This is a genomic window from Mycobacterium sp. NPDC050853, from assembly GCF_040653875.1.
GTDB lineage: Bacteria > Actinomycetota > Actinomycetes > Mycobacteriales > Mycobacteriaceae > Mycobacterium.
Window position 1 is genome coordinate 1683836 of sequence record NZ_JBFAGW010000001.1, and the last position, 25464, is coordinate 1709299.

The window sequence follows — 25464 nt, forward strand, 5'->3', positions numbered from 1 at the left end:
CGGATCGGTCAGACTTCGCCGTACTCATCGAACCAGTGCGCGAGCTTGCCGCGCCTGCTCACCGCGCGCAACCGCGACTCCGTCAACGCCCGGGTCTTACTGGTGGTCACAATCATGAGTTCATCGCCCGAATCGATTCGGGTGTCGGGTAGCGGAACGAAGGTATTGCCCTGTCTGATGACCAGGGTGACGACGGCCGGATCGGGCAGCCGCAGCTCCAGGATGGTCACATTGCACAGCCGAGATCCCGGCTGCACCTTCATGGTGAGCAGCTCGGCGTCGAGCACATCCAAAGGAGCTGCCTCGACTTGGATCTCACGGGTGGCCTCCCGGGAGATCAGCCCCAGGAGATGCGCGACGGGCCGCAGGCTCGGTCCCTGTACCAAGGTGAAAACCACCACCAAGACGAACACGATGTTGAGAAGGCGGTAACTGTTAGGCACGCCCTCCACGATGGGAAAGGTTGCAAGCACCACAGGCACCGCGCCGCGTAGGCCCGCCCACGAGAGAAAGGCCTGCTCCCGCCACGGGATACCAAATCCGAGAAGCGATCCCACCACGGAGAGCGGCCGGGCAATCAGTAGGAGAACCAAGCCGATCAGGATCGCCGGAACGATGTCATGCACCAGCTCGGTCGGGTTAACCAACAGCCCAAGCAGGACGAACAGGCCGATCTGCGCCAGCCAACCGAGTCCCTCGGCGAATGATCGCGTGGCAGACCGGTGCGGCAGACCGGAATTGGCCAGCACCACCGCGGCCAGGTAGGCGGCGATGAAGCCGCTGGCATGGACGCTGCCCGAGGCGGCGAACGCCACCAGCCCCAGCCCGAACGTCGCGATCGGGTACAGCCCCGACGCGGGCAGCGCGACGCGACGCAGGGCCATCGCCCCGAGAAAGCCAGACCCGAGACCAATCGCCGAACCAGCCAGCAGCTCGTAGACGATCTGAATCACCGCGCTCTTCGGCTCGAACACGAAGGGCATGACACTGAACATCAGAACCAGGATCACCGCAGGCGCGTCATTGAAACCGGACTCTGCCTCCAACAGTCCGGCCACCCTGCGTGGCAGCGGCAGCACCCGCAAGACCGAGAAAACCGCGGCCGCGTCTGTGGAGGACACGATGGCGCCGAGCAGCAATGCCAGCTGCCAATCCATCCGCAACAGCACATGCGCGCCGACCGCGGTCACCACGGTGCTGATGACGACACCGACCGTGGCCATCGCACCGGCAGGGGCGAGGACCTTGCGGATATCGGAGAACCGTGTGGTCAAACCGCCCTCGACGAGGATCACCGCAAGCGCAGCGGTGCACACATTCCGAGCCAATTCCACGTTGTCGAACTCGACACCGAGCCCGTCCTCGCCGAGAACGACCCCCACCAGCAGGAAGAACAAAAGGCTGGGAAATCCGATCCGCGTGGCCACGCGAGTACCGACGATGCTGGCGAGCAGTACAAGGCCACCGATGAGCAAGGCCAGGTACAGCTGGTGCAAGCTCACGTGGTTCCCGTCGGTTGACTTCGATTAATAGGGCACGATAGCGGGGTGGCGGAACGGAAGATGCGGGTCGCGATTGCCGGCGCGGGCAAGGTCGGCCGTTCCGTCGCGGGCGAGCTACTCGATTACGGCCACAAAATCCTGTTGATCGAACGCGAACGCAGTAACTTCGAGCCGCACACGGTGCCCGCGGCGGACTGGCTCAACGCCGACGCCTGCGAACTGGAAACCTTGGAGGACGCGGGGATCCAAACCTGCGATGTCGTGGTGGCCGCCACCGGCGATGACAAAGCCAACCTCGTCGTGGGCCTGCTGGCCAAATCCGAGTTCGGCGTGCCCAGGGTAGTGGCCCGCATCAATGACATTCGCAACCAGTGGTTGTTCAGTCAGGCGTGGGGTGTCGATGTCGCGGTCTCCACACCAGGCGCCATGGTGGCGGGTGTCGAGGGCGCGATCGATGTCGGTCACCTGGTTCGTCTCATGGGACTCCGAGAGGGCCGTGCGGATCTGACAAAACTGACTCTGCCCGAAGACAACCCCTTGGTGGGACGACGCGTGGAGGAATTGGCGCTGCCGCCCAATACCGCGTTGGTCACCGTGCTTCGGGGAGGGACGGTCGTGCTGCCTAAACCCGAAGACGTATTGGAGGCCGGCGACGAGATGCTGTTCATTGCCAACAGCACCGCGGAACCCGCGATTCGCGCCGCGATCCACGGATCCGGAGTGCTGCCCGACAGGTAGATCGCTACACGCTGAGCAGCGCGAGTTCCTCGCGTGCACGCCGCTCCACCAGGAGCGGAACGTAGTCGCGCAATCGGCTCTCGTCGAAGCGGGAGTGTTCGGCACGAACCACCGCCTCCACGACGTCGCGAGTCAAGCTCGGATATCGACCTTGTAGCTGATCCACAAGATCACCGATACCTGCCTGCTTGCCGACTACCGCCACAGGGACAAAATTTGCACACCGTTCATACTTTCGTCAACCGGCCCGACGGGCACAATATCCAGCCAGCCAAGAACACGCCGCACCGGTTTGTAGACTGTGGTGTCAGACACGACGGAGGTGGATGTCGCGGTGCAGATCGTCTGTAATTCGTTGGTTGCCTTGGCCTTTCGCGTCAACTGCGCAGACGGTATGGAGACTGCATGAGCACGGCGACCGTCGTCGGCAGCGGACCCAACGGGCTGGCCGCAGCAATTACCCTGGCACGTGCAGGGATCTCGGTCACAGTGTTGGAGGCCACTGATGAACCCGGGGGCGGATGCCGTTCCTCGGAGATGCTCGAGCCCGGATTGATCCATGACCACTGCGCCGCGGCGCACCCGATGGCCATCGGGTCCTCGTTCCTGACGAGTCTGGACCTGGCTCGTCACGGTGTGCGCTGGCTATTGCCCGAGATCGACTGTGTGCATCCGCTCGATGACGGCACGGCCGGTGTGCTGTACCGGTCGGTCGACGACACGGCCACTCGGATGGGGCGCGACGGTAACCGATGGCACGCACTATTCGGTTACCCCTCAGAGCATTTCGACACCCTCTCGGAAGACATCACGGCACCGTTATTGCGTGTGCCCCACCACCCGATCCAGCTGGCGCGATTCGGACTACCCGCAGCACTACCCGCCTCGACGATCGCGCGGCTGTTCCGCACCGAGCCCGCCCGCGCACTCTACGGCGGCGTCGCCGCACATACCTTCCGGCCGTTGCACTACCCGATGACGGCGGCGGTCGGCCTGGGGATCATGACCGCCGGGCACCGGCACGGCTGGCCCGTCGTCTCGGGCGGCACCGGTTCCCTCATCAGGGCCATGACCGCATCTCTCGCCGAGCTGGGCGGAACGGTCCACACGGGGGTTCGGGTGGCGAACGCCGCTCAACTTCCAGACGCCGATCTGACCCTGTTCGATCTCGAACCCGGCGCTGTCGCAGACATTCTCGGCGATCTGCTGCCCACGCGAGTCAGCCGTGCGTTCGCGAAGTTCCGCCACGGCCCGGGCGCTTTCAAGGTCGACTTCGCGGTCGACAGTGGAGTTCCCTGGACCAACCCCAACGCCCACCGCGCCGGCACCGTGCACCTCGGTGGCACCTACGCCGAGGTGGCCGCCACCGAACGGCAGATCCACGCCGGTGCCATGCCGGCGCAGCCCTTCGTCCTAGTCGGCCAGCAATATCTGGCCGATCCGCAGCGCTCCGCGGGCAATATCCATCCGCTGTGGACCTACGCACACGTGCCTTTTGGCTACAGCGGAGACGCTACCGAGGCGATCATCGGGCAGATCGAGCGGTTCGCGCCCGGGTTCCGTGAACGCATCATCGGCATGGCCGTGCGCTCGACCACCGAGATGTCGGCATACAACGCCAACTATGTGGGCGGCGACATCATGACCGGCGCCAAGGACATCCGTCAGCTGGTATTCGGCCCGCGGATTTCACTGGGACCCTACAGTTTGGGCACCCCGGGCATGTATATCTGCTCCGCGGCCACTCCCCCCGGCCCGGGCGCACACGGAATGTGCGGTGTGCATGCCGCGAATGCCGCACTCAAACATCTTCGGTAAGGGATCCGTGAATTACGCTGCGGATCGACAGTGCAGGGCCACGTTCACGACGTCGAGGACTACCGTAACGAATCCACCGGCATCGGCGGGCTGATGAGCCGGAAACCCGCTCTGCTGCGTTCCATGAACCGGCGCTCGAATGTGCCCTCGATCTGCCTGCCGTCCAACTCGCCCGCCAACACCAGCCGGTCCTTGTCCGGCTGGTGCGCGCGTAGCACAACCTGGGCCGAATCCGACTCTCGCTTGCGTAACTCAAGGCGATCCCCGTCGATCTTGAGCAGCCACCTGGTGGTGTAACCCTCCGGCGTCTGGCCAACAAACCGGACCACGCCGGCTTCGGGCACCTTGTTGCGGTCGGTGATCGCCACATTGGTCCACGGCCGCGGGCTCCTCCCGTTTAACATTACTTCGCGCCCGTCGACGGTGAATGACGTTGCGCGCCAAACCCCGTCGAGAGTTGAGGTCGGGGTGTGATAGACGGTGTATCCCATCGCGCCCTGCACCACGGCGAACGCCAGCACCATCGCAGCGACGCCAAACTTGGCGACCACGCCGGTTCGCCGCAACCAGGGTCTACTCGCCCCGAGTGGCGACCAGAGCACAATCGGGCGAGTCTCACCCCGATTGAGCACGACGCGCGCCATGTTGGACCAATACGGCGACGTGATACCGATTGCCACGAACAATAATTCGCCGGAAACCAGCTTGACCGGCACGTCGTAGGACATGTTCAGCAGAAACACTTGTGCCATGGCAATCACCGACCCGAGCGCCCCGAGCAGCCACGTACGATTCCACAACAGCAGCACTCCCGACACCGCTTCAACCAGCCCGGTAACGACCGAGTACGGCTCGGAGGCGCCCATGAAACCCCACAGCGTATGGAACAGGCTGGTATCGCCCACCAACTGCAGCTGGTGATCCGGCAGCGCCATGTACCCCATCTGGACGGGAATCACCTTGCACACCCCGTACAGAATCATCGCCAACGCCAACCCGAAGCGCGCGAACACAATCAGCGACGCGGCCAGACTCCGATAGTTGCGGCGCCGCCGATCCATGCCGGTCCATAACGCGGTGATCAGCAGCGCCACCACAATCCAACCGAGATGAAAGCACCATGTCCACAACATGTCTGAGCCGGCCGACACGGCGATCTCGACACCGCGACCTCGAGTCAGATAGCTGCCGATCTGCGCAAGCAGCCAGATCACCGGTTCAAGTGGGTAAGAGCCCACATTGGCGCTCCCCACAATGGCGTACACCGTGGCCACCAGAATGACAGCACCAGTGATCAGCAGCATCCCGCCACCAATGGTGAAAAGCATTCGGAAACCCAGTTTCTGAAGCGACGTCCACTCCGGGACTGCTTGGGCCGGATCAGGTGTTTCCGTGACCCGAACCAGCGAGTGCAGATCGAAGTCTGTTGCCATCACCTTGCCACTTTCGGCCCCTGCCATCAGCCGAGCTCCCCAGCTCGACTCCTCCGACTGTCCAGTCATCGGTCAACGTCGGCAATGCTTTCGGCCTCAAACGAAACGTCGAGACAGCCGGCTGGCGCGGCAACACCGAATCACTCAACAACCCCCTCGATCGCACCCTCCTTCGCGGACGCACCACCGCCCATTCAGCAGTTACGCCGTTTAGCGGGCCGGGCCGTCATGCGAACCCCCGCTAGGCTCCCTAGCGCGGGAATACGCCCCTGCGGTTCCCCGTGTATCGCGAACCACTCCCTGAAGTGCGCCGCGCGGCGTAATGTTGACAGCGTAAGCAACCCACCCGCGTACACGTCTGCACTGAAACTAGGTGAGCGCCATGATCATCCTCGGCGTCATACTGCTGGCCGCCGGATTCCTACTCAATATCGGGCTTTTGTGGACCATTGGGGTCGTACTCCTGGTCATCGGGCTGGTCCTGATGGTCGCGGGCCGCATGGGGCACGCCATTGGCGGCCGTTCCCACTACTACTGAGGAGAAAACCATGCGCTATGCCGGACTGCTCCTGGCCGTGTGGCTGATAATCGGGGCAATCGCCGTCGCTCAACGCGGGTATTTCACCGATAGCCCGCAAACCTGTGCCAGCGCGGGAACCATTGCGTTGACCGTTATCGCCGGGCCGCTCAATTACGCCGGGGTCAATCCGACAGTCGCGCACTGCAACATCCCCCAACCCAGCTCCTGACATCCGGGCTGAACCGCTCAGGAGGACTTCACCGCCACACCCACCCGAACCAGTACGTCCAGCTGCGCCGGATTGAAAAGATCAAGCAGCGCTTGGGCAATGGTGCGTTCGACGAACTGCTGGCCACGCGGCGCGTCTGCCGTTGATGCCAGCATTCCGGGGTGTTCGGTGTACAGCCTGCGGGCCTGCACAGCTAGTCGTTCGGCGAGGTCGGCGCGCGTCGGCTCATCGGCATCGGCGGGGAGATCTTCAAGCTCACGGTCGAGGTCACGGTCCTGCTGATCCAGGAACATGCCGATGTACACCCGCAGCCCCTCCGGCCCGAGGAGCCGCGACATGACATAGGCCATTGAGCGGTCTGTCTCGGACAGCTCCATATTGACTGCGGCAGAGGCGAACTCGGGCGGAAGATCCGCCACCGCGGCACTGGAAAGAATCTGTCCGATTTCCGCGCGAACCCGCCGGAGACGCTCGATGGTGGCCGCCAGCTCGGTGTCGAGAGCGCGCAGCGCTACGTGCGGATCCTCGTTGGCCACGTCCATGTCGGCGATCTGTTGCAGGGAAAGACCGAGTCCGGCAAGGCGTTTGATTTGCAGGACCCGCACCAGGTGCGCAACGCCGTAGCTCTTGTAACCGTTAGAACGGCGTTCGGGCTCGTCGAGCAGGCCAATATCGTGATAATGACGCACCGTGCGCAGGCTCGTGCCGGCGAGCTCGGCGAGCTCTCGAGTGCTCCAGCCCACCGTCACTCCTCCTACATCCGCTGACATAACCCCACTCGACACCATGCCGCTACGGCACGGTCAACCCCGGCCCTGGCTGACCGTGACCCACCTCACTCCGGAATCCCTTGAGTATGCCGTAGCGGCACAGTCTTTCCTGGATGCATGGCACTCTCCGAGCTCATCAAGGTCGAAGAATTCTTCGATCCACCCAGCCGCGCATCCGCATCGATCTCTCCAGACGGAACCAAGATCGCATACCTGGCACCGCGGAAGAACCGTCTCAACGTATGGGTGCAAGCCGTCGGCAGTGACAGCACAGACGACGCACACTGCGTCACCCGCGACGAAACCCGAAGCGTCACCGGCTTTTTCTGGGCCGATGATCCGCGCTGGCTGCTGTACGTGCAGGACTCGGGCGGCGACGAGAACTGGCATCTGTACCGAGTGGACCTGGATGACCCCGACGGGCCGGCCGTTGATCTGACGCCGTTTCCGGGGGTGCGACTGCTGGGACTGGAGCAGCCCCACGGTCGTCCCGGCAAAGCATTCATCCAGCTGAATCACCGCAAGATCGACCAAATCGACCTCTACGAGCTCGATATCGCGTCCGGTGAGCTCACCATGCTGGCCGAGAATCCCGGTGGCGTGATGGCCTGGTTCTGCAGCCCGGATCACGGGGTGTTCACGCAATCGCTGACATCTGAGGGGAACATCGAGTTCTCTCGATTCAAGTCCGGGGCGCTGGAATCCCTAGCCGTCTACAACGGCGCGGACTATCCGGTGGGCATGCACCCGACCCAGATGACACCGGATGGCACCGGGCTATGGCTGGGTTCCAGTCGCGACTCCGACCACACACGTCTGGTTCGGCTCGATCTGGCCACCGGCGACGAGACCGAAGTCGATAGCCACCCCGCCTTCGACCTCTCGGCGGCGCTCGGCCTGGCGCCGGCCCTGATTCGTCATCGGAAGACCGGTGAGCTGCTGGGAGTCCGGTACCTCGGCGAACGCCAGGTGATCCGGGCGCTTGATCCGTCCTTTGCCGCCGTATTGGACAAGCTGACAGGGTTGTCGGACGGTGATCTGGGCGAGATCTCGTCCGACGAAAACGGCCAACGCTGGGTGGTCAGCTTCGCGCATGATCGGGATCCCGGCGTCACGTACTTCTACGACCACACCACCGGTGAGAGCCGACAATTGTTCCGACCGTATCCACACTTGAACCCCGCCTCGTTGGCACCGATGACTCCGGTGACCATCCCGTCGCGTGACGGCTTGAGTCTGCATTCATATCTGACGCTGCCGGTCGGTGTGGAACCCGCCGGGCTGCCGCTGGTGCTGCTGGTCCACGGCGGTCCATGGCACCGCGACAGCTGGGGATTCGATCCGTCGGTGCAGTTCCTGGCCAACCGCGGATATGCCGTGTTGCAGGTTAACTTCCGTGGATCCACCGGGTACGGCACGGCATTCACGAAGGCCGCCATCGGCGAGTTCGCCGGCAAGATGCACGACGACCTCATCGATGCCGTCGACTGGGCCGTCAAACAGGGCTACGCGGATCCGAGCCGAGTCGCGATCTTCGGCGGCTCGTACGGCGGATACTCCGCGCTCGTCGGAGTCACCTTCACTCCGGACGTCTTCGCAGCCGCCATCGACTATGTGGGGATCTCCAATCTCGCTAACTTCATGCGGACCCTCCCGCCATTCGTGCGACCGAACCTGACCAACAACTGGTACCTGTACGTCGGCGATCCCGCCGACCCCGAGCAGGAAGCCGATATGTTGGCCCGCTCACCCATCACCCGGGTGGACCAGATACGCACACCTCTGCTGGTTGTGCAGGGCGCCAACGATGTACGTGTGGTGCAGGCCGAGTCCGACAATATCGTCGCAGCGTTGCGCGCCCGCGGGGTGGACGTCGAGTACATGGTCAAGGAGGACGAGGGCCACGGCTTCCTCAATCCCGAGAACCAGATCGATCTGTTCCGGGCGACGGAGCGGTTCCTGGGCCGGCATCTGGGTGGACGGCGGGTGACGTGACCGAGACCTCCGGACGCAGGCCCACAGTGCTCGAACAGGCCGGAGGTCTGTCCGGACTGGTCTATGCCGGGCTTCCCAGCGTCGCGTTTGCTTTGGGCAACAGCACCTTTGGCCTGTCCGGTGCGATCTGGATATCCGTGGCCACCGCGCTGGCGATCGCCGCGTGGCGATGGTTACGCAACCAGCCGCTGCAGCCTGCCGTCTCCGGGCTGTTCGGGGTGGCGATCTCGGCGGTAATCGCCTATCAGATCGGGTCAGCCAAGGGCTTCTTCCTCATGGGCATTTGGACTAACCTCCTTGCCGCGGTGGTGTTCCTGGCGTCGGTGCTGGTGGGTTGGCCGCTCGCCGGGGTGCTCTGGCACGGCCTCACCGGCAGCGGGCAGCGCTGGCGCGACGACAGGCCGTCGCGATTCGCCTACGCGGTGGCAACCCTGTCCATCGCGGCCGTCTTCCTATCCAGATTTGTTGTGCAGGAATGGCTGTACACCGAGGACGCTGTCGGATGGTTGGCCTTCGCACGTATCGCCATGGGCTACCCACTTTTGGGGGTGGCGCTGCTGGTCGCCGTCTGGGCCGTGCGCCGTTCAAAGAGGCGCCTCAGCGCTGGTTCAGCCACCCTGGTAGCCGATCGCGTCCGATAAGCTCGCAGTTGCTGCTCGCCGCGAGTGCATACGCCTGGCGGGAGAAGTCCTGATTGCTAACCACCATGGTGCGCGGGCAGCCGTAGTGCACTGCGCCCGCTACCACCTCTTGAACGGCTTTGACGCCCACCGTCTTGGAGTAGCGCTTGCATTGCACGGCAACGACATCACGCCGACTGGTGGCTATCAGGTCAACACCGTAATCGCCGGTTGCCGGTGTGGTCTCGATATGCCAGCCGGCACCATACATGCGGGCCGCGACGAACGTCTCGAAATCAACGCCGGACATCTCGTCGACCTCGGCTAGTCCGGATAGTGTTGTGTACCTATGCAATCGGGCATCATACCGACGACGGGCGGCGGCGTCGGCGAGACCTCTCAGACCCCATCCCGCGGCCCGCAGCAGCACATACACGGCATAAGGTGCCGCCAGATAGGCCACCTGCGCCAACGCGGCGAGCAGCGCGTCACCCGTGTTCCGATACACGACGACGGCCGGCCAGATGACCATCGCGAGGACCGGCCCGGCGAGCACCACGACGGCGAGTGCGATCAACGCGCGCGACAGGCGACGCCGAGCACGAATCGCCTTACGTCTCCACCGTCGCAGCATCACAGGACGAACTCTAAAGCAGGCCACAGACATCCAGGCGGTGCCTGCTTACGGCCGGGCGCCCGCCGGAACCTCCGCGGTTTCGGCTGCCTCGGCGGCTCGCCCCCACCGCCCGGCAAGCGCGGCGCAAGTGATCAGCTGAATCTGGTGGAAGATCATCAGCGGCAGCACGATCAGGCCCACCGGATGTCCGGCGAACAGCACCGTGGCCATGGGCAGCCCAGTTGCCAGACTCTTCTTGGATCCGCAGAAGATCACGACGACGCGATCGGCCCTGTCGAAACGAAACAGCCGCGCGACTCCTGCCGTGACGCCCAGTACCACCGCCAGCAGCACGATGCTGACCGCGACCACCGCCAACAGCCGGGAGATCTCCATGCCCTGCCAGACGTGTTCGACCATCCCGGCGCTAAAGGCCGCGTAGACCACGAGATAGACCGAACCACGATCGACCACCTTGGTGAGCGTCGTGTGTGAGAGCACCCGATACAGCTTGGGCCGCAAGAGCTGACCGGCGACGAAGGGCACCAGCAGCTGCACCACGATCTCCAGGATCGCGGTGGGTGAGACGGTAGCCTCCCCCGTGGTTTGCATCAGCAGCACGACCAGCAAGGGAGTTATGAAGACGCCCAACATGTTAGACACCGAGGCGCTCACCACCGCGGCCGCCACGTTGCCTCGGGCAATGGACGTGAACGCTATCGAGGACTGCACCGTAGACGGCAGCAGGCACAGGTAGAGCACACCGGTGTAGAGGTCGTTTGTCAGCACCGAGGGCACCAACAACTTCATGGCCAGCCCGAGTAACGGGAACAGTACGTAGGTCGCGGCCAGCACCGTGGTGTGCAGCCGCCAATGGCGTAGACCCTCGAGCGCTTCGCGCGGTTCGAGTCGTGTTCCGTACAGGAAGAACAGCACCGCGATGGCGATCTTGGTGGCCCAGTCGAGAACGTCGGCGGCACCGCCGCGCGCGGGGATCAGCAGGCCGACGCCCATGGCCGCGAACAACCCCAGCAGGAATCCATCGATGCGCAGTTTCGCCAGCCACCTCACCTCGCCACCGTAATGAGCCCGATACTGATTACGAAAGCCGATAGAAGCGATATCTCTCAACGAGTATCGTGATTGATATGTTGGACCCCGAGCAGCTTCGGACGTTCCTGACGGTCGAACGCGCCGGTGGGTTCACCGCGGCCGGACGGATACTCGGGCTGCGCCAGTCCACGGTGAGCGGGCATATCGCGCGGCTGGAGCAATCCATCGGACGGGAGCTGTTCCGGCGCGATACCCGCAATCTGGCGTTGACCGCCGACGGCGCCGCGATGGTCGGCTTCGCCCGCGCCATCCTGGACGCCCACGCGCAGGCCGATCGGTACTTCGCGCATTCTCAGCTCACCGGGCTCATCCGGCTCGGCGCCTCCGATGACCTGGTTGCCCGCCAGCTGCCCGATGTCCTCGTCGAGTTTCAGAATTCGCATCCGGGCGTGGACCTCGAACTCATCGTCGGGCTGAGTGAGTACCTCAAAAACCGCATGGCGGCAGGCGAATTGGACCTGATGGTGGCCAAGCGTCTCCCCGGAGAGAAGCACGGGGAACTGCTCTGGCGCGACAGGCTGGTGTGGGCGGGACGGCCCGGCACGTTGGACGTGCGCGACCCGGTCCCGATCGTCACCTACCCGCCGCCGAGTCTGACCCGGCATGCGGCGCTGCGAGCGCTGGAGCGCGAGGGTCGCACGTGGCGAATCGCCTGCGTCAGTGACAGCCAGCTGGGGCTGCGGGCGGCGGCACTGGCAGGTATGGGTGTGGTGGCGCACGCCGAATCACTGCTGCCCGCAGGACTTGTCACCGTCGCCGACAACGGCCTACCCGACCTGGGCGAGCTGGAATTCGTGCTGCTACGCCGCCGCAGCGTGCTATCAGAACCCGAGCAGGCGCTGTGCGACGCGATTATCGCCAGCACACACCGGCTGCGTGCTGCGTAGAGGTTCGGCTGACCCGTGGCCCCCAAAGCTGCGGCGTGGGGGCGCTAGGCGCTATGTTCGCCAGGACAGATGTGGTCACCCCAGACACCAGAATCTTGATCGGAGTGTTCGATGACAAGGACACCGCACCGGTGATGTACGGCTACGCGCGGCCCTCGGGCAGCCAGATCTTCGAGACAAACATCCGCATCCTCGAACAAGCCCGGGTGCGTCGAGCCCTCGCCCTGTTGACCGCGGTCGGCTCCATCGCCATCGGAGCAGCCGCGATCACGCTGGCTTTCGAGGGGATGTCGACCATCCCGATGCTCTGTCTGGCCGTATCGCTACCCACGTTCGCGTGGGGCGTGCGGTTTGCCATGCGGAGGCCGGTGACGTACCCCCAGTCACTCGCGTGGGTGCTGTATTGCGATGCGGCGATCACGATAGGGCTGCTTGTGGTGACCAGCTCTGGAGTCGCCTTCGTCAAGATGGCCTGGCTCGTGGCGGTCAGCGGATACGTCTTCCTGGTGCACGGACGCCGCGCCATGCAGTTCCAGTCAATGGTGCTGACGGCTGGGTTCGTGGTTACCGTCGGCGGCGCGGTACCGCGCGGGGACATGTCCTACCCCGAACTTGTCATCGCGGTTGTGACGATCGCGCTGGCGGCCGTCACCGCCGGCTGGGTGGTGTATACAGGCAAAAGGCAATTGACCAGGTATATCGCAACCCGCGATCACCTGGTCCGGCATGACCCCCTCACGGGTGTACTCAACCGGCGCGGCCTGCAGGAGGCCTGCGCAGCATGGCCGAGGTCAACCGAAAACAAGATCGTCGTCGCGGTGGTCATCGATCTCGATGAGTTCAAGGCGATCAACGACACGTACGGCCACCACATCGGCGACGAGGTACTCAGGCGAACGGCACAACGGTTGTTCACCGTTGCCGGGCTGGACACCCTGCTTGCCCGCCTAGGGGGCGACGAATTCGCCTTTGTTGCAATCGTTTACCCGCCGGTGCATCTCGGAATCCCGCGGATGGTCTCCGAAGCCCTCGCCATGAACGACGATTTTCCGACGGTCACCTCCAGCATGGGCGGGGCCTGGATACCGATGCCTCCCACCATCACCGCACATTCCCCCACATTGGAGACGGTTGTGCACCATCTGCTGATCACCGCCGACGCAGAGATGTACAAGGCTAAACAGCGCGCGGCCCAGGACAGAGCCACCGCGGGTAGGCATTCAGTCGACCGCCAGCGGGCAACACCCTAGCTGGCGTTCCAACGCGCCGTAGTGATATCAGCGGCGCCAGAACAGATGGTGCACAACGCCGCTCGTGCTGGGAATTTTCTCCAGGTGGAAGCGGTCGGTGAGCTCGTCGGGACTGTCCCACAACCGCTCACCGCGTCCGATCTCCACCGGGGCGACCGCCACGTGCATGGTGTCAACGAGGCCCGCATCAAGAAACGCGCGGACCGTGGCGACACCACCGCCGATCCTCACATCCTTCCCGTCGGCGGCCTCGAAGGCACGTGCCAACGCCTCGTGCGGCGAGACATTGAGGAAGTGAAAGGTAGTGTCGCCCAGGGTGAACGAAGGACGTTCGTGGTGGGTAAGCACGAACACCGGGGTCCGGAAGGGAGGCTTACTACCCCACCAGCCTTGCCAGTCATGGTTCTGCCACGGACCACGCACTGGACCGAATTTGTTGCGCCCCATGATCTCTGCCCCGATGTTTCGCGCCCAGTCCCGGGTGAAGTAGTCATCGAGCCCGCGGGTGCCGCCCGCATCGGTGCGATTGACCCAGCTGGCAGTGGCTCCGGCCCATGACATGAGCTTCGACGGATCTGCGTGCCCAAAGGGCCGTTCCTCGGATTGACCTTCTCCCGCACCGAAGCCATCGGCGGTGACACTGAAGCACTGGACGCGGACGCGCTGAGTCATTCCGAAATCCCTTCCGATTGCAATCTGCAATCGGTTTTGAAAGCTACCCTAGACTGATTGCATGACGCAACCAGTTGACACGGATCGGCTGCCCGTGGCACCGGGCAAGTCGGGCTGTCCCATCAACCTGACGATGGAGCTGCTGGGAGACAGGTGGAGCCTTATCGTCCTGCGCGACATTATGTTTAGTGGCAATACCCATTTTCGCGAACTGCTCTCCGCCTCGGAAGAAGGCATCGCGTCGAACACGCTCGCCAGCCGGCTGGCCAAGCTGGTCGGCGCCGGGCTGCTCACCCGCGACGACGACCCCACCCACCTCCAAAAGGTGGAGTACCACCTCACCGAGGCCGCGATTCAGCTTGTCCCGTTGATGGCACACCTCGGCGCCTGGGGTGCACAGTGGTTGCCCGCCTCGCGGGAACTGTCGGTACGCGCCGAACTCTTGGCCGCGGGAGGGCCGCCCCTCTGGGAGCGGTTCATGGACGACCTACGCACCACGCATCTGGACAGGCATTCCCAACCCGTCAACGGTGTACTCGCCGAATTGACCGCCGCCTATGAGCGGGCCGCCGGCCCAAGCTCGGGCTAATATCTGGCTGCCACAACCAGCCACACCGGATGCCGCGGTGGGCGATGCAGAAACGAGAACCGCACCGTGCAACAAGACTCTGCGACCGCGTCACCACACAGCCCCGCCGGACTGGCCAACACCGTGCGCCTGGCGGTCGTCGTCGGAGCGTTGGGGGTGGTGTTCGGAGATATCGGGACCAGCCCGATCTACACCATTCAGACGGTATTCAATCCAGCTGACCCACATCCCGTACCAGTCAGCACGGATAACGTGTATGGCATTGTGTCGCTGATCTTTTGGTCGGTGATGGCTATCGTGACGTTCACGTACGTCACCCTGGTGATGCGCGCCGATAATGACGGTGAGGGCGGCATCATGGCGCTCATCACGCTGTTGACGCGATGGGGTGGGAAACAAGGCCGTCGGGCCGCCCTGGTGCTGGCAGGTGTCGGACTCTTCGGCGCCGCCCTGTTTTTCGGCGACAGCATGATCACCCCCGCCATCTCGGTGCTGTCGGCGGTCGAGGGCGTGAAGGTCATTCAGCCAGATCTCGAAGCGTGGATCGTTCCCATCACCGCGGTGATCATCATCGGGCTGTTCCTGGTGCAACGCCACGGCACCGCCTTGATAGGACGGTTCTTCGGGCCGGTCATGATCGCGTGGTTCACGGCGATCGGTGCTTGTGGGGTAACCGGCATCGTCAAACATCCGGAGATCCTCAAGGCGCTCTCGCCTACCTATGCAGTCGGTTTCATGGTCGGGCACTTTCACATCGCCTTCTTCGCACTTGCGGCAGTGGTGCTCTCGGTGACCGGAGCCGAGGCGCTGTACGCCGATATGGGTCACTTCGGACGCAAGGCCATTACCTACGGCTGGCTCGGTCTTGCGCTCCCCGCGCTGACCCTGAGCTACTTCGGCCAGGGCGCCCTGATCCTCGGTGATCAATCCGCCATCACCGCGCCGTTCTTCCTGTTGACACCCGAGTGGGCCCGCTTGCCGATGGTGCTGCTCGCCACGGCGGCGACGGTGATCGCGTCCCAATCGGTGATCACCGGCGCCTATTCGGTGGCATCGCAGGCCGTACAACTCGGCTACCTGCCACGGCTGCGGATAGCCCACACCTCGGAATCGACGATCGGCCAGATCTACGTGCCGTGGATCAACTGGGTCCTGATGGTTTCCGTGCTGACGCTGGTCTTCGCATTCCAAACCTCGGCCGCATTGGCGTACGCCTTCGGTATGGCGGTGACCGGCACCATCACCATCACGACCCTGCTGTTCTTCTACGTCGCCCGCATTCGCTGGAACACCCCGCTCTGGCTGCTACTCCTTGGCGGGGGCACGCTGTTGACCGTGGATCTGCTGTTCCTGGCGGCGAACATGACCAAGCTGGTTCATGGCGCGTGGCTGCCGCTCTTGATCGCATTGATCGCATTCACCGTGATGAGAACCTGGGAGCGCGGCCGCACCATCGTGACCCCCGCCCGTGAGCAGGCCGAGGGTCCGCTGCGGGAGTTCGTCGACCAGCTCAACGAGGACACGGCGCGTGTGGTGCGCGTACCCGGCACCGCGGTGTTCCTCAACCGGAGCAAGGACACCACGCCGCTGGCGATGCGGGCCAACGTCGAGCACAACCACGTACTGCATGAGCACGTGGTCATTCTCTCGATCGAGACATCCCCGGTTCCCCGCGTGGAGGACGCCGAGCGGACGACCATCGACAATCTCGGCTACGCCGAAGACGGGATCATCCACGTCACGGCACGATTCGGGTACATGGAAACACCCAACGTCCCCCACGCACTGCAGCTACTCGACCCCGAGCAGACCGAGGGACAACCGATCCCGATAGACGAAGCCACCTACTTCCTCTCAAAACTGGAGCTGCAGAAAGGCACGGCGCCGACGATGGCTCGGTGGCGCAAGCAGCTGTTCCTTGCGACATCGCATATCACCGCTGACGCGGCCGAGTACTTCGGCCTCCCCAGGGATCGCACGGTCGTCATGGGCTCGCGAATCGACGTGTGAGCTTCTGCACCTAATCTGGAATAGATCCAAATTAGGTGGGATTGTACTAAGCATGAGTACTTCAGCCCGCACACCCGAAACCGATATCACACATTTCCAGGCCTCACCGGCGCTGAGCGCGAGCCTTCAGCAGGTCCTGGTCGACCTGATCGAACTTCATCTGCAAGGCAAACAGGCCCACTGGAATGTCGTGGGAAGCAACTTCCGCGATCTACACCTGCAGCTCGACGAACTCGTCGACTTCGCCCGTGAGTCCAGCGACACCATCGCCGAGCGGATGCGCGCGCTCGACGGACTGCCCGACGGCCGTTCAGACACCGTGGCCGCCAGCACCACCCTGCCGGAATTCCCTCCCTACGAGCACAGCACCGGTGACATCGTCGACCTGATCACCACCCGCACCTACGCCGCGGTGAACACCCTGCGCGCGGTGCATGACGGAGTCGATGGAGAAGCTGGCCTGGCTGATCAAGTCCGAGAACCGGAAGGTGTAGCCGCTTACGCCATGATGGAGCGGTGCATGTAGTGAGGCGATTCGCAACGATCATCGGTCTACTCGCCGCCGTCCTGGTCTGGGGTCCCAACGTCGGGTTGGCCCATGCGGCCGACGCGGCGCCGGCCGGGGATGTCCTCGCCCTCGGCGACCCCGCGGCTCCCGGGCAGATTGACCTCTATTTAGATCCGCTCTGCCCCTATAGCGGGAAGATGGTTCAAGACCAAGGAGAGGAGATCGGGCGCCGCATCGAGTCCGGCAAGCTGCATATCAATCTCCGATTTGTGGACTTTCTCGATAAGTATTCGGCCAGTGGCACTTACGACAGCCGTGCGATCTATGCCAGCTTTGTGGTCGCCGATCAGTCGCGGTCGAGTGACACCACCTGGCGCTTCATCCAGCAGATCTATGCGAAGGATCAGCAGCCGGAGGAGGAAGGCGACTCGGATCTGAGTAACGACCAGCTGGCAGAGCTGGCCGGCCGTGTGAACGCACCTCAGAGCGCGCAGGATCTGATCAGAGTCGGTCTGCCGATCCCCTTTGACGCCCGCGTCATCGCGGCAAACAACCTGCCGCTGCTGCGGGCCTTCCCCAAATCCGGCGTCCCCATGGTTGTCATCGACGGTCAACCTGTCGATGGAGAATCGAGCTGGCTCAACAAGATTCCGCGGTGATACGAGGTGCTACGGGTTAAGCCGTGACAACGCCGCCACGGTGAGTGCCTCGATCCCCGTACTCAGCGTGGGCTCCAGCACCGGCGCGAACTCCGGAGAATGGTTGGACGGCACCGGCTTTCCGGCCGCCGCAGCGGCTTCGAAGCGCTGCTGCTCGTACCCACCCCAGAACCAGAATGCGGTGGGCACCCCGGCGGTGGTTCCGAAAATTCCGACATCCTCGCTCCCGGCAAGCGGGTTGGGCGACTCCACCACCCGGTCGGCACCAAAATGCTCACGGAACACGGCGGCGATCGCGCGCATCGCCGCATCGTCCACGACGGTGACCGGGAAGGTGTGCATCGAGGTAACCGTCGGTTCCTTGTCGGCACCCGAGGCGGTCGATTCGGCCTGAGCGATCCGCGCGATGGACGCCAACGCCTTGCTCCGGACGTCCTCGTTGAAGGTGCGGACGTTGATACCGAGCTCCGCGTCGTCGGGGATGATGTTGTCCTTCGCCCCGGCGTGCAGGTAGCCGACGGTGACCACAGCGGGCTCGAACGGGGACAGTTCGCGCGAAACAATGGTCTGCAACCGCTGCACCACGTTCGACGCCATCACCACCGGATCGATTGTCGATTCCGGTTGCGAGCCATGGCCACCCCGCCCGAACAGCTGCATCTTGAGCGAGTCCGAGGCGGCGAGTGCCGTACCCGTCTTGTACGCGATCATCCCCGCCGGTAGCGGACCGACGTGCTGGCCAAGGACGATCTCGGGCTTGGGGAACCGATCGAGGATGCCGTCGGCGATCATCGCGTTTGCGCCGCCGCCGACTTCCTCGGCGGGCTGGAAAACCGCGACCACCGTCCCCGACCAGGCCTCCTTGAGCTCGTGCAGCAACCGAAGAGTGCCCACCAACACGGTGGTGTGCATATCGTGCCCACACGCATGCATCACGGGAACGTCCCTGCCATCGGGGTTCGTGGCGCGGGCCGTACTCGCGTAAGGGAGGCCCGTCTGCTCCTGCACCGGAAGCGCGTCGAAGTCGGCCCGCAACCAGACAACCGGGCCAGATCCATTGCGCAGCACGGCAACCACTCCGGTACCACCGATACGCGGTGTCACCTCTAGCCCGAGCGGCGCGACGGCCTCCTGGACCTTTTGCGCGGTTCGATGTTCTTGAAATGACAGCTCCGGATGCTGATGCAGATCGCGGTAGAAGTCGGCCAAATCACCCAAGGTGTCGGCCCAGTTGTCGGGCAGCGTGATCGTCATCCGGCCTCCCACTATGCGTGTTTCTGCGACTCAGTCCGACAATACGGCGATATCAAAGACCTACCCTCGAACACAGGGAGACCGTCACCCTCGCCGAGACTTACCGGAGGTCACGTCACGTGAGCCAATCCATCGATGCCGAACTCTCTGTCGACGTCATCGTCGTCGGGGGCGGAATATCGGGTGCATCGATCGCCTACGAGCTGGCCGAGCACCACACCGTTGCACTACTGGAACGGGAATCGACCCTCGCCTTCCACACCACGGGCCGCTCGGCGGCCACCTTTATCGAGAACTACGGAAATCCCGTCATCCGGATGTTGACGGCGGCCGGCCGCGACTTTTTCACTGCTCCGCGAGAGGGTTTCGACGGTCCACTCACGAAGCCCTTATCGCTGTTGATCATCGCCGATGAGGCACACGAGGAAGCGCTGCGGACGCTGTACCAGCGGGACAGTCACCAGCAGAGTCACACCGAGCTGCTCGATGGCGTTGCCGCCGAGCAGATCAATCCCCTCCTGCGCCCTGGGCACACACGAGTGGCAGTGCTTGATCACACTCCGATGGAGCTCGACGTCCATGGGCTGCACCAAGGTTATGTACGCGGTTTACGAAGGCGCGGCGGCACAATCGTGAAGTCGGCCGGAATCGTGAGCGGTACCCGCAGCCACAACAGATGGGCACTGCACGACTCGGCGGGTCGCACCTTCCAAGCGTCAACCGTCGTCAATGCGGCGGGCGCGTGGTGCGACGATCTCGCACAAGCCCTGGGCGCGCGACCGGTCAGGATTCAGCCCCTGCGACGCACCGCCTTCATGGTGCCCGCTCCTCAGGAGGCATCCGGCGGCTCACTTCCCATGACCTTGGACGCCTCGGACACCTTCTACTTCAAACCCGACGGTGCCCAATTTCTCTGCTCACCGGCCGACGAAACACTCCAACAACCAGGAGACCCCCGACCCGATGAGCTGGAGATCGCGCGGGCCATCGAGATGATCAACACGGCGACCACTCTGGATATCCGGACAGTGAACTCGGCCTGGGCGGGGCTGCGTTCCTTCACCGCCGATCGCACGCCCGTCGTGGGCGAAGACCCGGACGTCGAGGGCTTCTTCTGGTGCGCCGCCCAAGGCGGGTTCGGCATCCAGATGGCGCCGACTCTTGCCCGGGTGGGGGCGGCCTTGGCGACAGGCAACCCCATCCCGGGTGATCTAGCCACCCGAGGCCTGACCTCGGCAATGTTGGCGCCTGACCGCGACTCGCTGCGCACCCACCCTTAGCGGCGGCCTCTGCGCACCCGGACCGCTTCGGGCGAATCCTGTTATCGTCGGCGTCGATGGTGAACATGGATCGGCGCCGCATGATGGCGTTCTCAGGACTTGGCATGTTGGCGGCAGCGGTTTCTATGCCGGAGGCGTGGGCGCAGCCCGCCAGCCCACAATTGCCACAGAACCCGCCCAACCGGCCTCCCGCGGCACCCCCCACCGGCAAGTACGTCTTCGTCGACGAGTTCGACGGCCCGGCCGGGTCGGCGCCTGATGGATCCAAGTGGGCGGTGTCGAAGGCTCGCGAGTCCATGAAGGACCCGACTTTTTGGGAGCTTCCCGAAAATGTCGGCCAATACCGTGACGATCGCAAAAGTGTCTTCCTCGATGGCAACTCGAATCTGGTCATCAAGGCCGCAAAAGAAGGCAACACCTACTACGGCGGCAAGATCTACAGCACGACAGAACTCGGTATCGGCTACACTTGGGAAGCGCGCATTAAGTTCAACTGCCTGACCCCAGGCGCGTGGCCCGCGTTCTGGCTCGGCAGCGACCAGGACGGTGAGATCGACATCGTCGAGTGGTACGGCAACGGCAGCTGGCCGGCCGCAACCACCGTGCACGCCAAGGCAAACGGCTCGGAATGGAAGACCCACAACCTGTCCCTGGACAACGCCTGGCACACCTGGCGCACCCAATGGGATGACAAGGGGATTCGCTTCTGGCGGGACTACACCGACGGCGCCGCCCCGTACTTCGAGGTCGCGGCCAACTCCCTGGCGGACTGGCCGTTCAACAATCCCGGCCATCGAGTCTTTCCCGTGCTGAATCTGGCGGTGGCCGGATCCGGCGGTGGCGATCCCCGCGGCGGCACCTACCCCGCGGAGATGCTCGTCGACTGGATACGGGTCTGGTAGCTCAGCTGCTCGTCGTGCGACCGGCCTCGTTGCCACGGATACTCGACCTATGGCTGAGGCTACGGATCTTGCGCCGATAGGCGCCGTTACCCGGACACAGGTGGGCCGGGAGGCCGCCGAGCCGATGCGCGAAGACATCCGGCTACTGGGCACCATCTTGGGCCAAACGGTACGTGAGCAGTGCGGCGACGAAGTCTTCGAACTTGTCGAGCGGGCGCGGGTGGAGTCATTCAGGGTTCGCCGATCGGAGATCGATCGCGCCGAGCTCGCGAAACTGTTCGACGGCATCGACATCCACCAGGCCATCCACGTCATTCGGGCCTTCACCCATTTCGCGCTGCTGGCCAATGTGGCCGAGGATATTCATCGGGAGCGTCGTCGCGCCGTCCACGTCGCTGCGGGAGCACGATCTAAATCTGAACCTGAGCCCATACCGCGCGCCGGATGAATTGATCAGAGACCTCGACATCGTGGATGCCTCGTTACGCGCGCACGGCAGCGTGGTACTGGCGGACGATCGGCTGCACGCGCTACGAGAAGCCGTGCATGTCTTCGGCTTTCATCTCAGTGGGCTGGACATGCGACAGAACTCAGACGTCCACGAAGAGGTGGTTTCCGAGTTACCTGCCTGGTCCGGCGTGCATTCCGACTATCGATCGCTGTCGGAGCCGGAGCGCATCGAGGTACTTGTCACCGAGCTACGCACTCGCCGCCCATTGATCGGCGAGGATGCGGAGCTCTCTGAGCTTGCCCGAAAGGAGCTCGATATCGCCGCCGCCGCGCGGGCCGTTCGGACTTACGGCCCCAGGGCGGTTCCCAACTACATCATTTCGATATGTCAATCGGTTTCGGACATGCTAGAGGCGGCGATTCTCCTCAAAGAGGCGGGGCTGCTGGACGCTTCACGGCCGCGCCCATTCTGCCCGGTGGGTATTGTGCCGCTGTTCGAGACGATTGATGACCTGCAAAGCGGTTCCGCCATTCTCGAAGCAGCACTGGAAATTCCGCTTTATCGAGCCCTGGTGGCAGCCCGAGGCGAGAGCCAAGAGGTCATGCTCGGGTACCCGGATTCCAATAAGGACGGTGGCTACCTGGCTGCCAACTGGGCTCTGTACCGCGCCGAACTGGATTTAGTGGAATCTGCCCGCAAGACCGGAATTCGATTGCGGCTCTTCCATGGTCGCGGCAGCACCGTGGGTCGCGGCGGCGGCCCGAGTTACGACGCCATCCTGGCCCAACCGCCCGGGGCGGTATCAGGATCGCTTCGTATCACCGAACAGGGCGAGGTGATACGAAGCCAAGTACGCCTAACCACGCACTGCCCATCGCAACCTCGAGACGCTGCTGGCCGCAACGTTGGAGTCGACACTGCTCGATGTCGAAGGATTGGGAGAGGCGGCCGAGACAGCCTACGAAATACTCGATGACCTTGCCGCTCGCGCTCAACGCAGCTACCGCGAACTGGTGCACGAAACACCAGGTTTTGTCGAGTATTTCAAGGCTTCGATGCCAGTCAACGAGATCGGGGCACTCAATATCGGCAGTCGACCCACGTCCCGAAAGCCCACCACATCGATCGCCGACCTGCGCGCTATCCCGTGGGTTTTGGCCTGGAGCCAATCGCGGTTGATGCTGCCCGGCTGGTACGGCACGGGAGCTGCGATTGAACAGTGGATCGCCGAAGGCGACGGACGACTTGAGGTACTGCAGCAGCTCTACCGTCAATGGCCGTTCTTTCAGACGGTGCTGTACAACATAGCCCAGGTACTGGCCAAGTCAGACATGGGATTGGCAGCCCACTATGCCGAACTCGTTGATGACGAAGCGCTGCGGCACCGGGTTTTCGACAAGATCGTGGCTGAACACGACAGGACCATCGCCATGCATCAACTGATCACCGGGCATGAGGATCTACTTGCCGATAACCCGGCACTGGCACGTTCGGTGTTCAACCGCTTTCCCTATCTGGAGCCGCTTAACCACTTACAGGTTGAGCTACTACGCCGGTACCGTTCCGGCGACCAGGACGAACTGGTGCAGCGCGGCATACTGCTCACGACGAGCGGTCTGGCCACCGCGCTGCGCAACAGCGGGTAGCCGCTACAGCTCCGTCACGCGGGCGTTGTCGACCATCCATGAACGGTCCAACCGAACGTTCTGCAACATCCGGCGGTTATGCATTACGAGCTACAGCGCACCGTCATAGGTTTCGAGCGTCTGAGGCCTCACCTGTTGCGGGCATTTCGATTGCTGCTATCCAGAAAGGCACTACCCCGCCGATACTGAGCGGGCCACAGCCTCTAGCGGACCTGAGCCATATTCGCGGTAGACTCGCGCCTCACCAGTGTCGTTCATTCCTGCTAGTTGCGCAAAACTCAAATCGTAGACGCTATCCAAGCCGAGATCGATAAGGTCGTTGACGGTACCGTTAGCGTTGGGGTTGAAATCGTAGACATCATAAGCGTCCACAATAAAACTCGCTTGATAATTCAGCTGTCCATCGCGCGTCATCTCGATAGTGGACACATTTCCTCGAATCCGCAGGCTAAATGATCCCAACAGTAGGAACCAATCGGGATGTGCCTTTTTCGGTGTGGAGAACACATTCCAGTCGGTCGAAAATCCGCAACCTTGCGACGGAGTAATGGTCTGACCTGGCTTAAGTCCATTAGATTTAGCTAAATCACGTACGTATTGGTCTAACGTAGAATTCACCTTTTGCGAGAATTCAGGCACATCAGCGATCAACGCCTGCACATCTAATGGTTGGTCCACACCGCCGCCCAGTATGTAGTTGTTAAGACCAAGCTCGGCACGAGGCAAGCCAAAGTCCCAGAACTTCTCGCTCAGGCGCAATGCTTCGTCCTGATTATGTGTCGGACCTGATGCAGGGGGCGGGTGGATACCGGGGCTCCAGCGATCCCAAGTCCCCTCAGAGGGGGGCATTGGGTGGGTGTTTCGTCGCGTAATCGCGTCTTGTAGTGCCTGCTCCGCACCAGCTGGGAAGGGGCCAGGGGCCGAGCCTGTGCAATCTTGGAGCGTTTGTTCTCTAGAAATCTCTTTCGTCTGTGTAGATTTCTCGTCGCATCCCGGTGAGGTGGGCGCGAACAATCTCGACGTTCCCGAAACTAGGCGAGCGCCAGTGCCAATACCGCTTGGAGGAGCGATAGGCACCGGGTCAGGAATGTTTTGGACGGGCACTAGGTCAGGAATGCCTTCGATCGAGCACGTATCGGAGTGGTCTGAATCGTCCGTCTGATCTGGTCGTCCGTTGTCTTGCCCAGGCTGTTGCGCTTGTTGGTTCTGCGGGTTATTGAGTTGGTCGCTGAGCTGCTGCCAGTCGGAGTTGAGTTGTTGGTTGTTGGGGGCGTTGTTGTAGTTGATGGGTTGTTGTTCGCCGTTGGCGGCGCGGTTGTAAGTGCCGTCCTGGTTTTGGACAGGGGCTTGGCTGGGCTGAGCGGCTTGGCTCGGCTGAGGCGCTGCGCTGTTGTAGATGGAGATGCCGTTGTTCTGATCCAAAGGTGGTTGCCCACGACCAGGCTCGTAAGAAGGTATCGCTGGCATCGAAGGTGGTACGAATTCTGTTCCGCCGCCAGGCGGGCCCGAGGGGGTGCCGCCGTTACCCGGACCGCCACCACAGTCCGGTGGGCAGTCGGCTCGCGCAATAGCCACCATCGGGTTGGAGCCGAGTGTTGACTCGGGGGCGATGATCGGTACGCCCACCGCCGCCGCCACGATCGCAACGATGGCCGCGGCGCTGGAGGCACGACGGAGCCAACGTCGCGTGGATACTCCTGTAGCCGAGCAGGTTTGGTTCGTGATGGTGTTCAAGGTGTCCCCGCTAGTTCGTTGATCCGCAGTACGTGTTGCCGTTAGAGGGCAATCTGCGAGTGTTGGTGGCTGGTGTGACGGGTTGACATAGCGCGCCGGTGAGCATGTTGGCTTTGACCCAGGCGATTTCGTCGTTGGCGGCCCGTAGGCAGGTGTCGTACTGGTCGCCTTGTTGCCCGAATGCGGCGGTGCAGTTAGTGGACATGTTCGCGAACAAGGTGTTGTTGCAGACGTCGATCGAGGTGCCTGACGGTGCGGCATCGAGGCA

General features: G+C 63.1%; 23 protein-coding genes and 3 pseudogenes. 16 read left to right on the forward strand and 10 right to left on the reverse strand.

Features of this window, described 5'->3' with window-relative positions; translation table 11 throughout:
- Positions 1–8: 8 nt before the first annotated feature.
- Positions 9–1502 (reverse strand): potassium/proton antiporter, encoded by a 1494-nt coding sequence (locus AB0H22_RS08155; RefSeq protein WP_180749457.1) that lies wholly within the window; start codon positions 1500–1502, stop codon positions 9–11.
- Positions 1503–1562: 60 nt separating this feature from the next.
- Between AB0H22_RS08155 and AB0H22_RS08160 the strand changes: the two genes are divergently transcribed.
- Complete coding sequence (locus tag AB0H22_RS08160) at positions 1563–2240, forward strand: TrkA family potassium uptake protein (RefSeq protein WP_180749804.1); 678 nt, start codon at positions 1563–1565, stop codon at positions 2238–2240.
- Between the two features lie 4 nt (positions 2241–2244).
- On the opposite strand, the gene AB0H22_RS08165 is transcribed toward AB0H22_RS08160, so the two are convergent.
- Positions 2245–2445 (reverse strand): three-helix bundle dimerization domain-containing protein, encoded by a 201-nt coding sequence (locus AB0H22_RS08165; RefSeq protein ID WP_180749458.1) that lies wholly within the window; start codon positions 2443–2445, stop codon positions 2245–2247.
- Positions 2446–2645: 200 nt separating this feature from the next.
- Between AB0H22_RS08165 and AB0H22_RS08170 the strand changes: the two genes are divergently transcribed.
- Positions 2646–4058: an NAD(P)/FAD-dependent oxidoreductase gene (locus tag AB0H22_RS08170; RefSeq protein WP_358145919.1), complete on the forward strand. Its 1413-nt coding sequence runs from the start codon at positions 2646–2648 to the stop codon at positions 4056–4058.
- A 59-nt stretch (positions 4059–4117) separates the two neighbouring features.
- On the opposite strand, the gene AB0H22_RS08175 is transcribed toward AB0H22_RS08170, so the two are convergent.
- On the reverse strand, positions 4118–5560 hold the full coding sequence (locus AB0H22_RS08175) for a hypothetical protein (RefSeq protein WP_358145921.1): 1443 nt from the start codon (positions 5558–5560) through the stop codon (positions 4118–4120).
- 313 nt (positions 5561–5873) lie between these two features.
- On the opposite strand from AB0H22_RS08175, the gene AB0H22_RS08180 reads away from it, so the two are divergent.
- Positions 5874–6029, forward strand: coding sequence for a DUF6131 family protein (locus AB0H22_RS08180; RefSeq protein ID WP_219602940.1), 156 nt, complete (start codon positions 5874–5876; stop codon positions 6027–6029).
- 10 nt (positions 6030–6039) lie between these two features.
- Entirely contained in the window at positions 6040–6240 is a 201-nt protein-coding gene (locus AB0H22_RS08185; RefSeq protein ID WP_180749460.1) for a hypothetical protein, read from the forward strand.
- A gap of 17 nt (positions 6241–6257) precedes the next feature.
- On the opposite strand, the gene AB0H22_RS08190 is transcribed toward AB0H22_RS08185, so the two are convergent.
- A complete protein-coding gene (locus AB0H22_RS08190; RefSeq protein WP_358145923.1) occupies positions 6258–7010 on the reverse strand; it encodes a MerR family transcriptional regulator in 753 nt (250 codons plus the stop codon).
- A gap of 117 nt (positions 7011–7127) precedes the next feature.
- On the opposite strand from AB0H22_RS08190, the gene AB0H22_RS08195 reads away from it, so the two are divergent.
- Complete coding sequence (locus AB0H22_RS08195; RefSeq protein WP_180749462.1) at positions 7128–9005, forward strand: S9 family peptidase; 1878 nt, start codon at positions 7128–7130, stop codon at positions 9003–9005.
- Complete coding sequence (locus AB0H22_RS08200; RefSeq protein WP_180749463.1) at positions 9002–9646, forward strand: DUF3159 domain-containing protein; 645 nt, start codon at positions 9002–9004, stop codon at positions 9644–9646. Before AB0H22_RS08195 ends, AB0H22_RS08200 begins: the two co-directional genes overlap by 4 nt.
- Here AB0H22_RS08200 and AB0H22_RS08205 read toward each other — a convergent pair.
- Together AB0H22_RS08205 and AB0H22_RS08210 are read right to left on the reverse strand one after the other, a co-directional pair.
- A complete protein-coding gene (locus AB0H22_RS08205) occupies positions 9603–10259 on the reverse strand; it encodes a restriction endonuclease (RefSeq protein ID WP_358146164.1) in 657 nt (218 codons plus the stop codon). The genes AB0H22_RS08200 and AB0H22_RS08205 overlap by 44 nt on opposite strands.
- Positions 10260–10307: 48 nt before the next feature.
- Positions 10308–11312: a bile acid:sodium symporter family protein gene (locus AB0H22_RS08210; protein WP_358145925.1), complete on the reverse strand. Its 1005-nt coding sequence runs from the start codon at positions 11310–11312 to the stop codon at positions 10308–10310.
- A gap of 71 nt (positions 11313–11383) precedes the next feature.
- On the opposite strand from AB0H22_RS08210, the gene AB0H22_RS08215 reads away from it, so the two are divergent.
- Together AB0H22_RS08215 and AB0H22_RS08220 are read left to right on the forward strand one after the other, a co-directional pair.
- Positions 11384–12241: a LysR substrate-binding domain-containing protein gene (locus tag AB0H22_RS08215; RefSeq protein WP_358146166.1), complete on the forward strand. Its 858-nt coding sequence runs from the start codon at positions 11384–11386 to the stop codon at positions 12239–12241.
- 53 nt (positions 12242–12294) lie between these two features.
- Positions 12295–13491, forward strand: a complete 1197-nt coding sequence (locus tag AB0H22_RS08220; RefSeq protein ID WP_255485633.1) for a GGDEF domain-containing protein — start codon at positions 12295–12297, stop codon at positions 13489–13491.
- Positions 13492–13518: 27 nt separating this feature from the next.
- Here AB0H22_RS08220 and AB0H22_RS08225 read toward each other — a convergent pair whose 3' ends face one another.
- Entirely contained in the window at positions 13519–14163 is a 645-nt protein-coding gene (locus AB0H22_RS08225) for a dihydrofolate reductase family protein (RefSeq protein WP_358145928.1), read from the reverse strand.
- 61 nt (positions 14164–14224) lie between these two features.
- Between AB0H22_RS08225 and AB0H22_RS08230 the strand changes: the two genes are divergently transcribed.
- From AB0H22_RS08230 to AB0H22_RS08245, 4 genes and pseudogenes are all read left to right on the forward strand, one after another.
- Positions 14225–14752 (forward strand): helix-turn-helix domain-containing protein, encoded by a 528-nt coding sequence (locus tag AB0H22_RS08230; RefSeq protein ID WP_358145930.1) that lies wholly within the window; start codon positions 14225–14227, stop codon positions 14750–14752.
- Between the two features lie 111 nt (positions 14753–14863).
- Positions 14864–16762 carry a KUP/HAK/KT family potassium transporter gene (locus AB0H22_RS08235; RefSeq protein ID WP_358146168.1) on the forward strand — a complete coding sequence of 633 codons (1899 nt, stop codon included), beginning with the start codon at positions 14864–14866 and terminating at the stop codon, positions 16760–16762.
- Positions 16763–16814: 52 nt separating this feature from the next.
- A pseudogene (locus tag AB0H22_RS08240) lies at positions 16815–17256 on the forward strand (DNA starvation/stationary phase protection protein).
- Positions 17257–17278: 22 nt separating this feature from the next.
- A complete protein-coding gene (locus tag AB0H22_RS08245) occupies positions 17279–17929 on the forward strand; it encodes a thioredoxin domain-containing protein (RefSeq protein WP_358145932.1) in 651 nt (216 codons plus the stop codon).
- A 9-nt stretch (positions 17930–17938) separates the two neighbouring features.
- Here AB0H22_RS08245 and AB0H22_RS08250 read toward each other — a convergent pair whose 3' ends face one another.
- Entirely contained in the window at positions 17939–19183 is a 1245-nt protein-coding gene (locus tag AB0H22_RS08250) for a M20 family metallopeptidase (protein ID WP_358145934.1), read from the reverse strand.
- A 119-nt stretch (positions 19184–19302) separates the two neighbouring features.
- Here AB0H22_RS08250 and AB0H22_RS08255 point away from each other — a divergent pair, with 119 nt between their 5' ends.
- From AB0H22_RS08255 to AB0H22_RS08265, 3 genes and pseudogenes are all read left to right on the forward strand, one after another.
- Positions 19303–20463 carry an FAD-binding oxidoreductase gene (locus tag AB0H22_RS08255; protein ID WP_358145936.1) on the forward strand — a complete coding sequence of 387 codons (1161 nt, stop codon included), beginning with the start codon at positions 19303–19305 and terminating at the stop codon, positions 20461–20463.
- Between the two features lie 56 nt (positions 20464–20519).
- Positions 20520–21365, forward strand: a complete 846-nt coding sequence (locus AB0H22_RS08260) for a glycoside hydrolase family 16 protein (RefSeq protein WP_358145938.1) — start codon at positions 20520–20522, stop codon at positions 21363–21365.
- 49 nt (positions 21366–21414) lie between these two features.
- A pseudogene (locus AB0H22_RS08265) lies at positions 21415–23462 on the forward strand (phosphoenolpyruvate carboxylase).
- A gap of 171 nt (positions 23463–23633) precedes the next feature.
- Here AB0H22_RS08265 and AB0H22_RS08270 read toward each other — a convergent pair.
- Positions 23634–24884 (reverse strand): hypothetical protein, encoded by a 1251-nt coding sequence (locus tag AB0H22_RS08270; protein WP_358145940.1) that lies wholly within the window; start codon positions 24882–24884, stop codon positions 23634–23636.
- 91 nt (positions 24885–24975) lie between these two features.
- Between AB0H22_RS08270 and AB0H22_RS08275 the strand changes: the two genes are divergently transcribed.
- Entirely contained in the window at positions 24976–25218 is a 243-nt protein-coding gene (locus tag AB0H22_RS08275) for a hypothetical protein (protein ID WP_358145942.1), read from the forward strand.
- Here the strand turns inward: AB0H22_RS08275 and AB0H22_RS08280 are convergent.
- A pseudogene (locus AB0H22_RS08280) lies at positions 25207–25464 on the reverse strand (hypothetical protein); the annotation flags it as partial. The gene AB0H22_RS08275 and the pseudogene AB0H22_RS08280 sit on opposite strands and share 12 nt — an antisense overlap.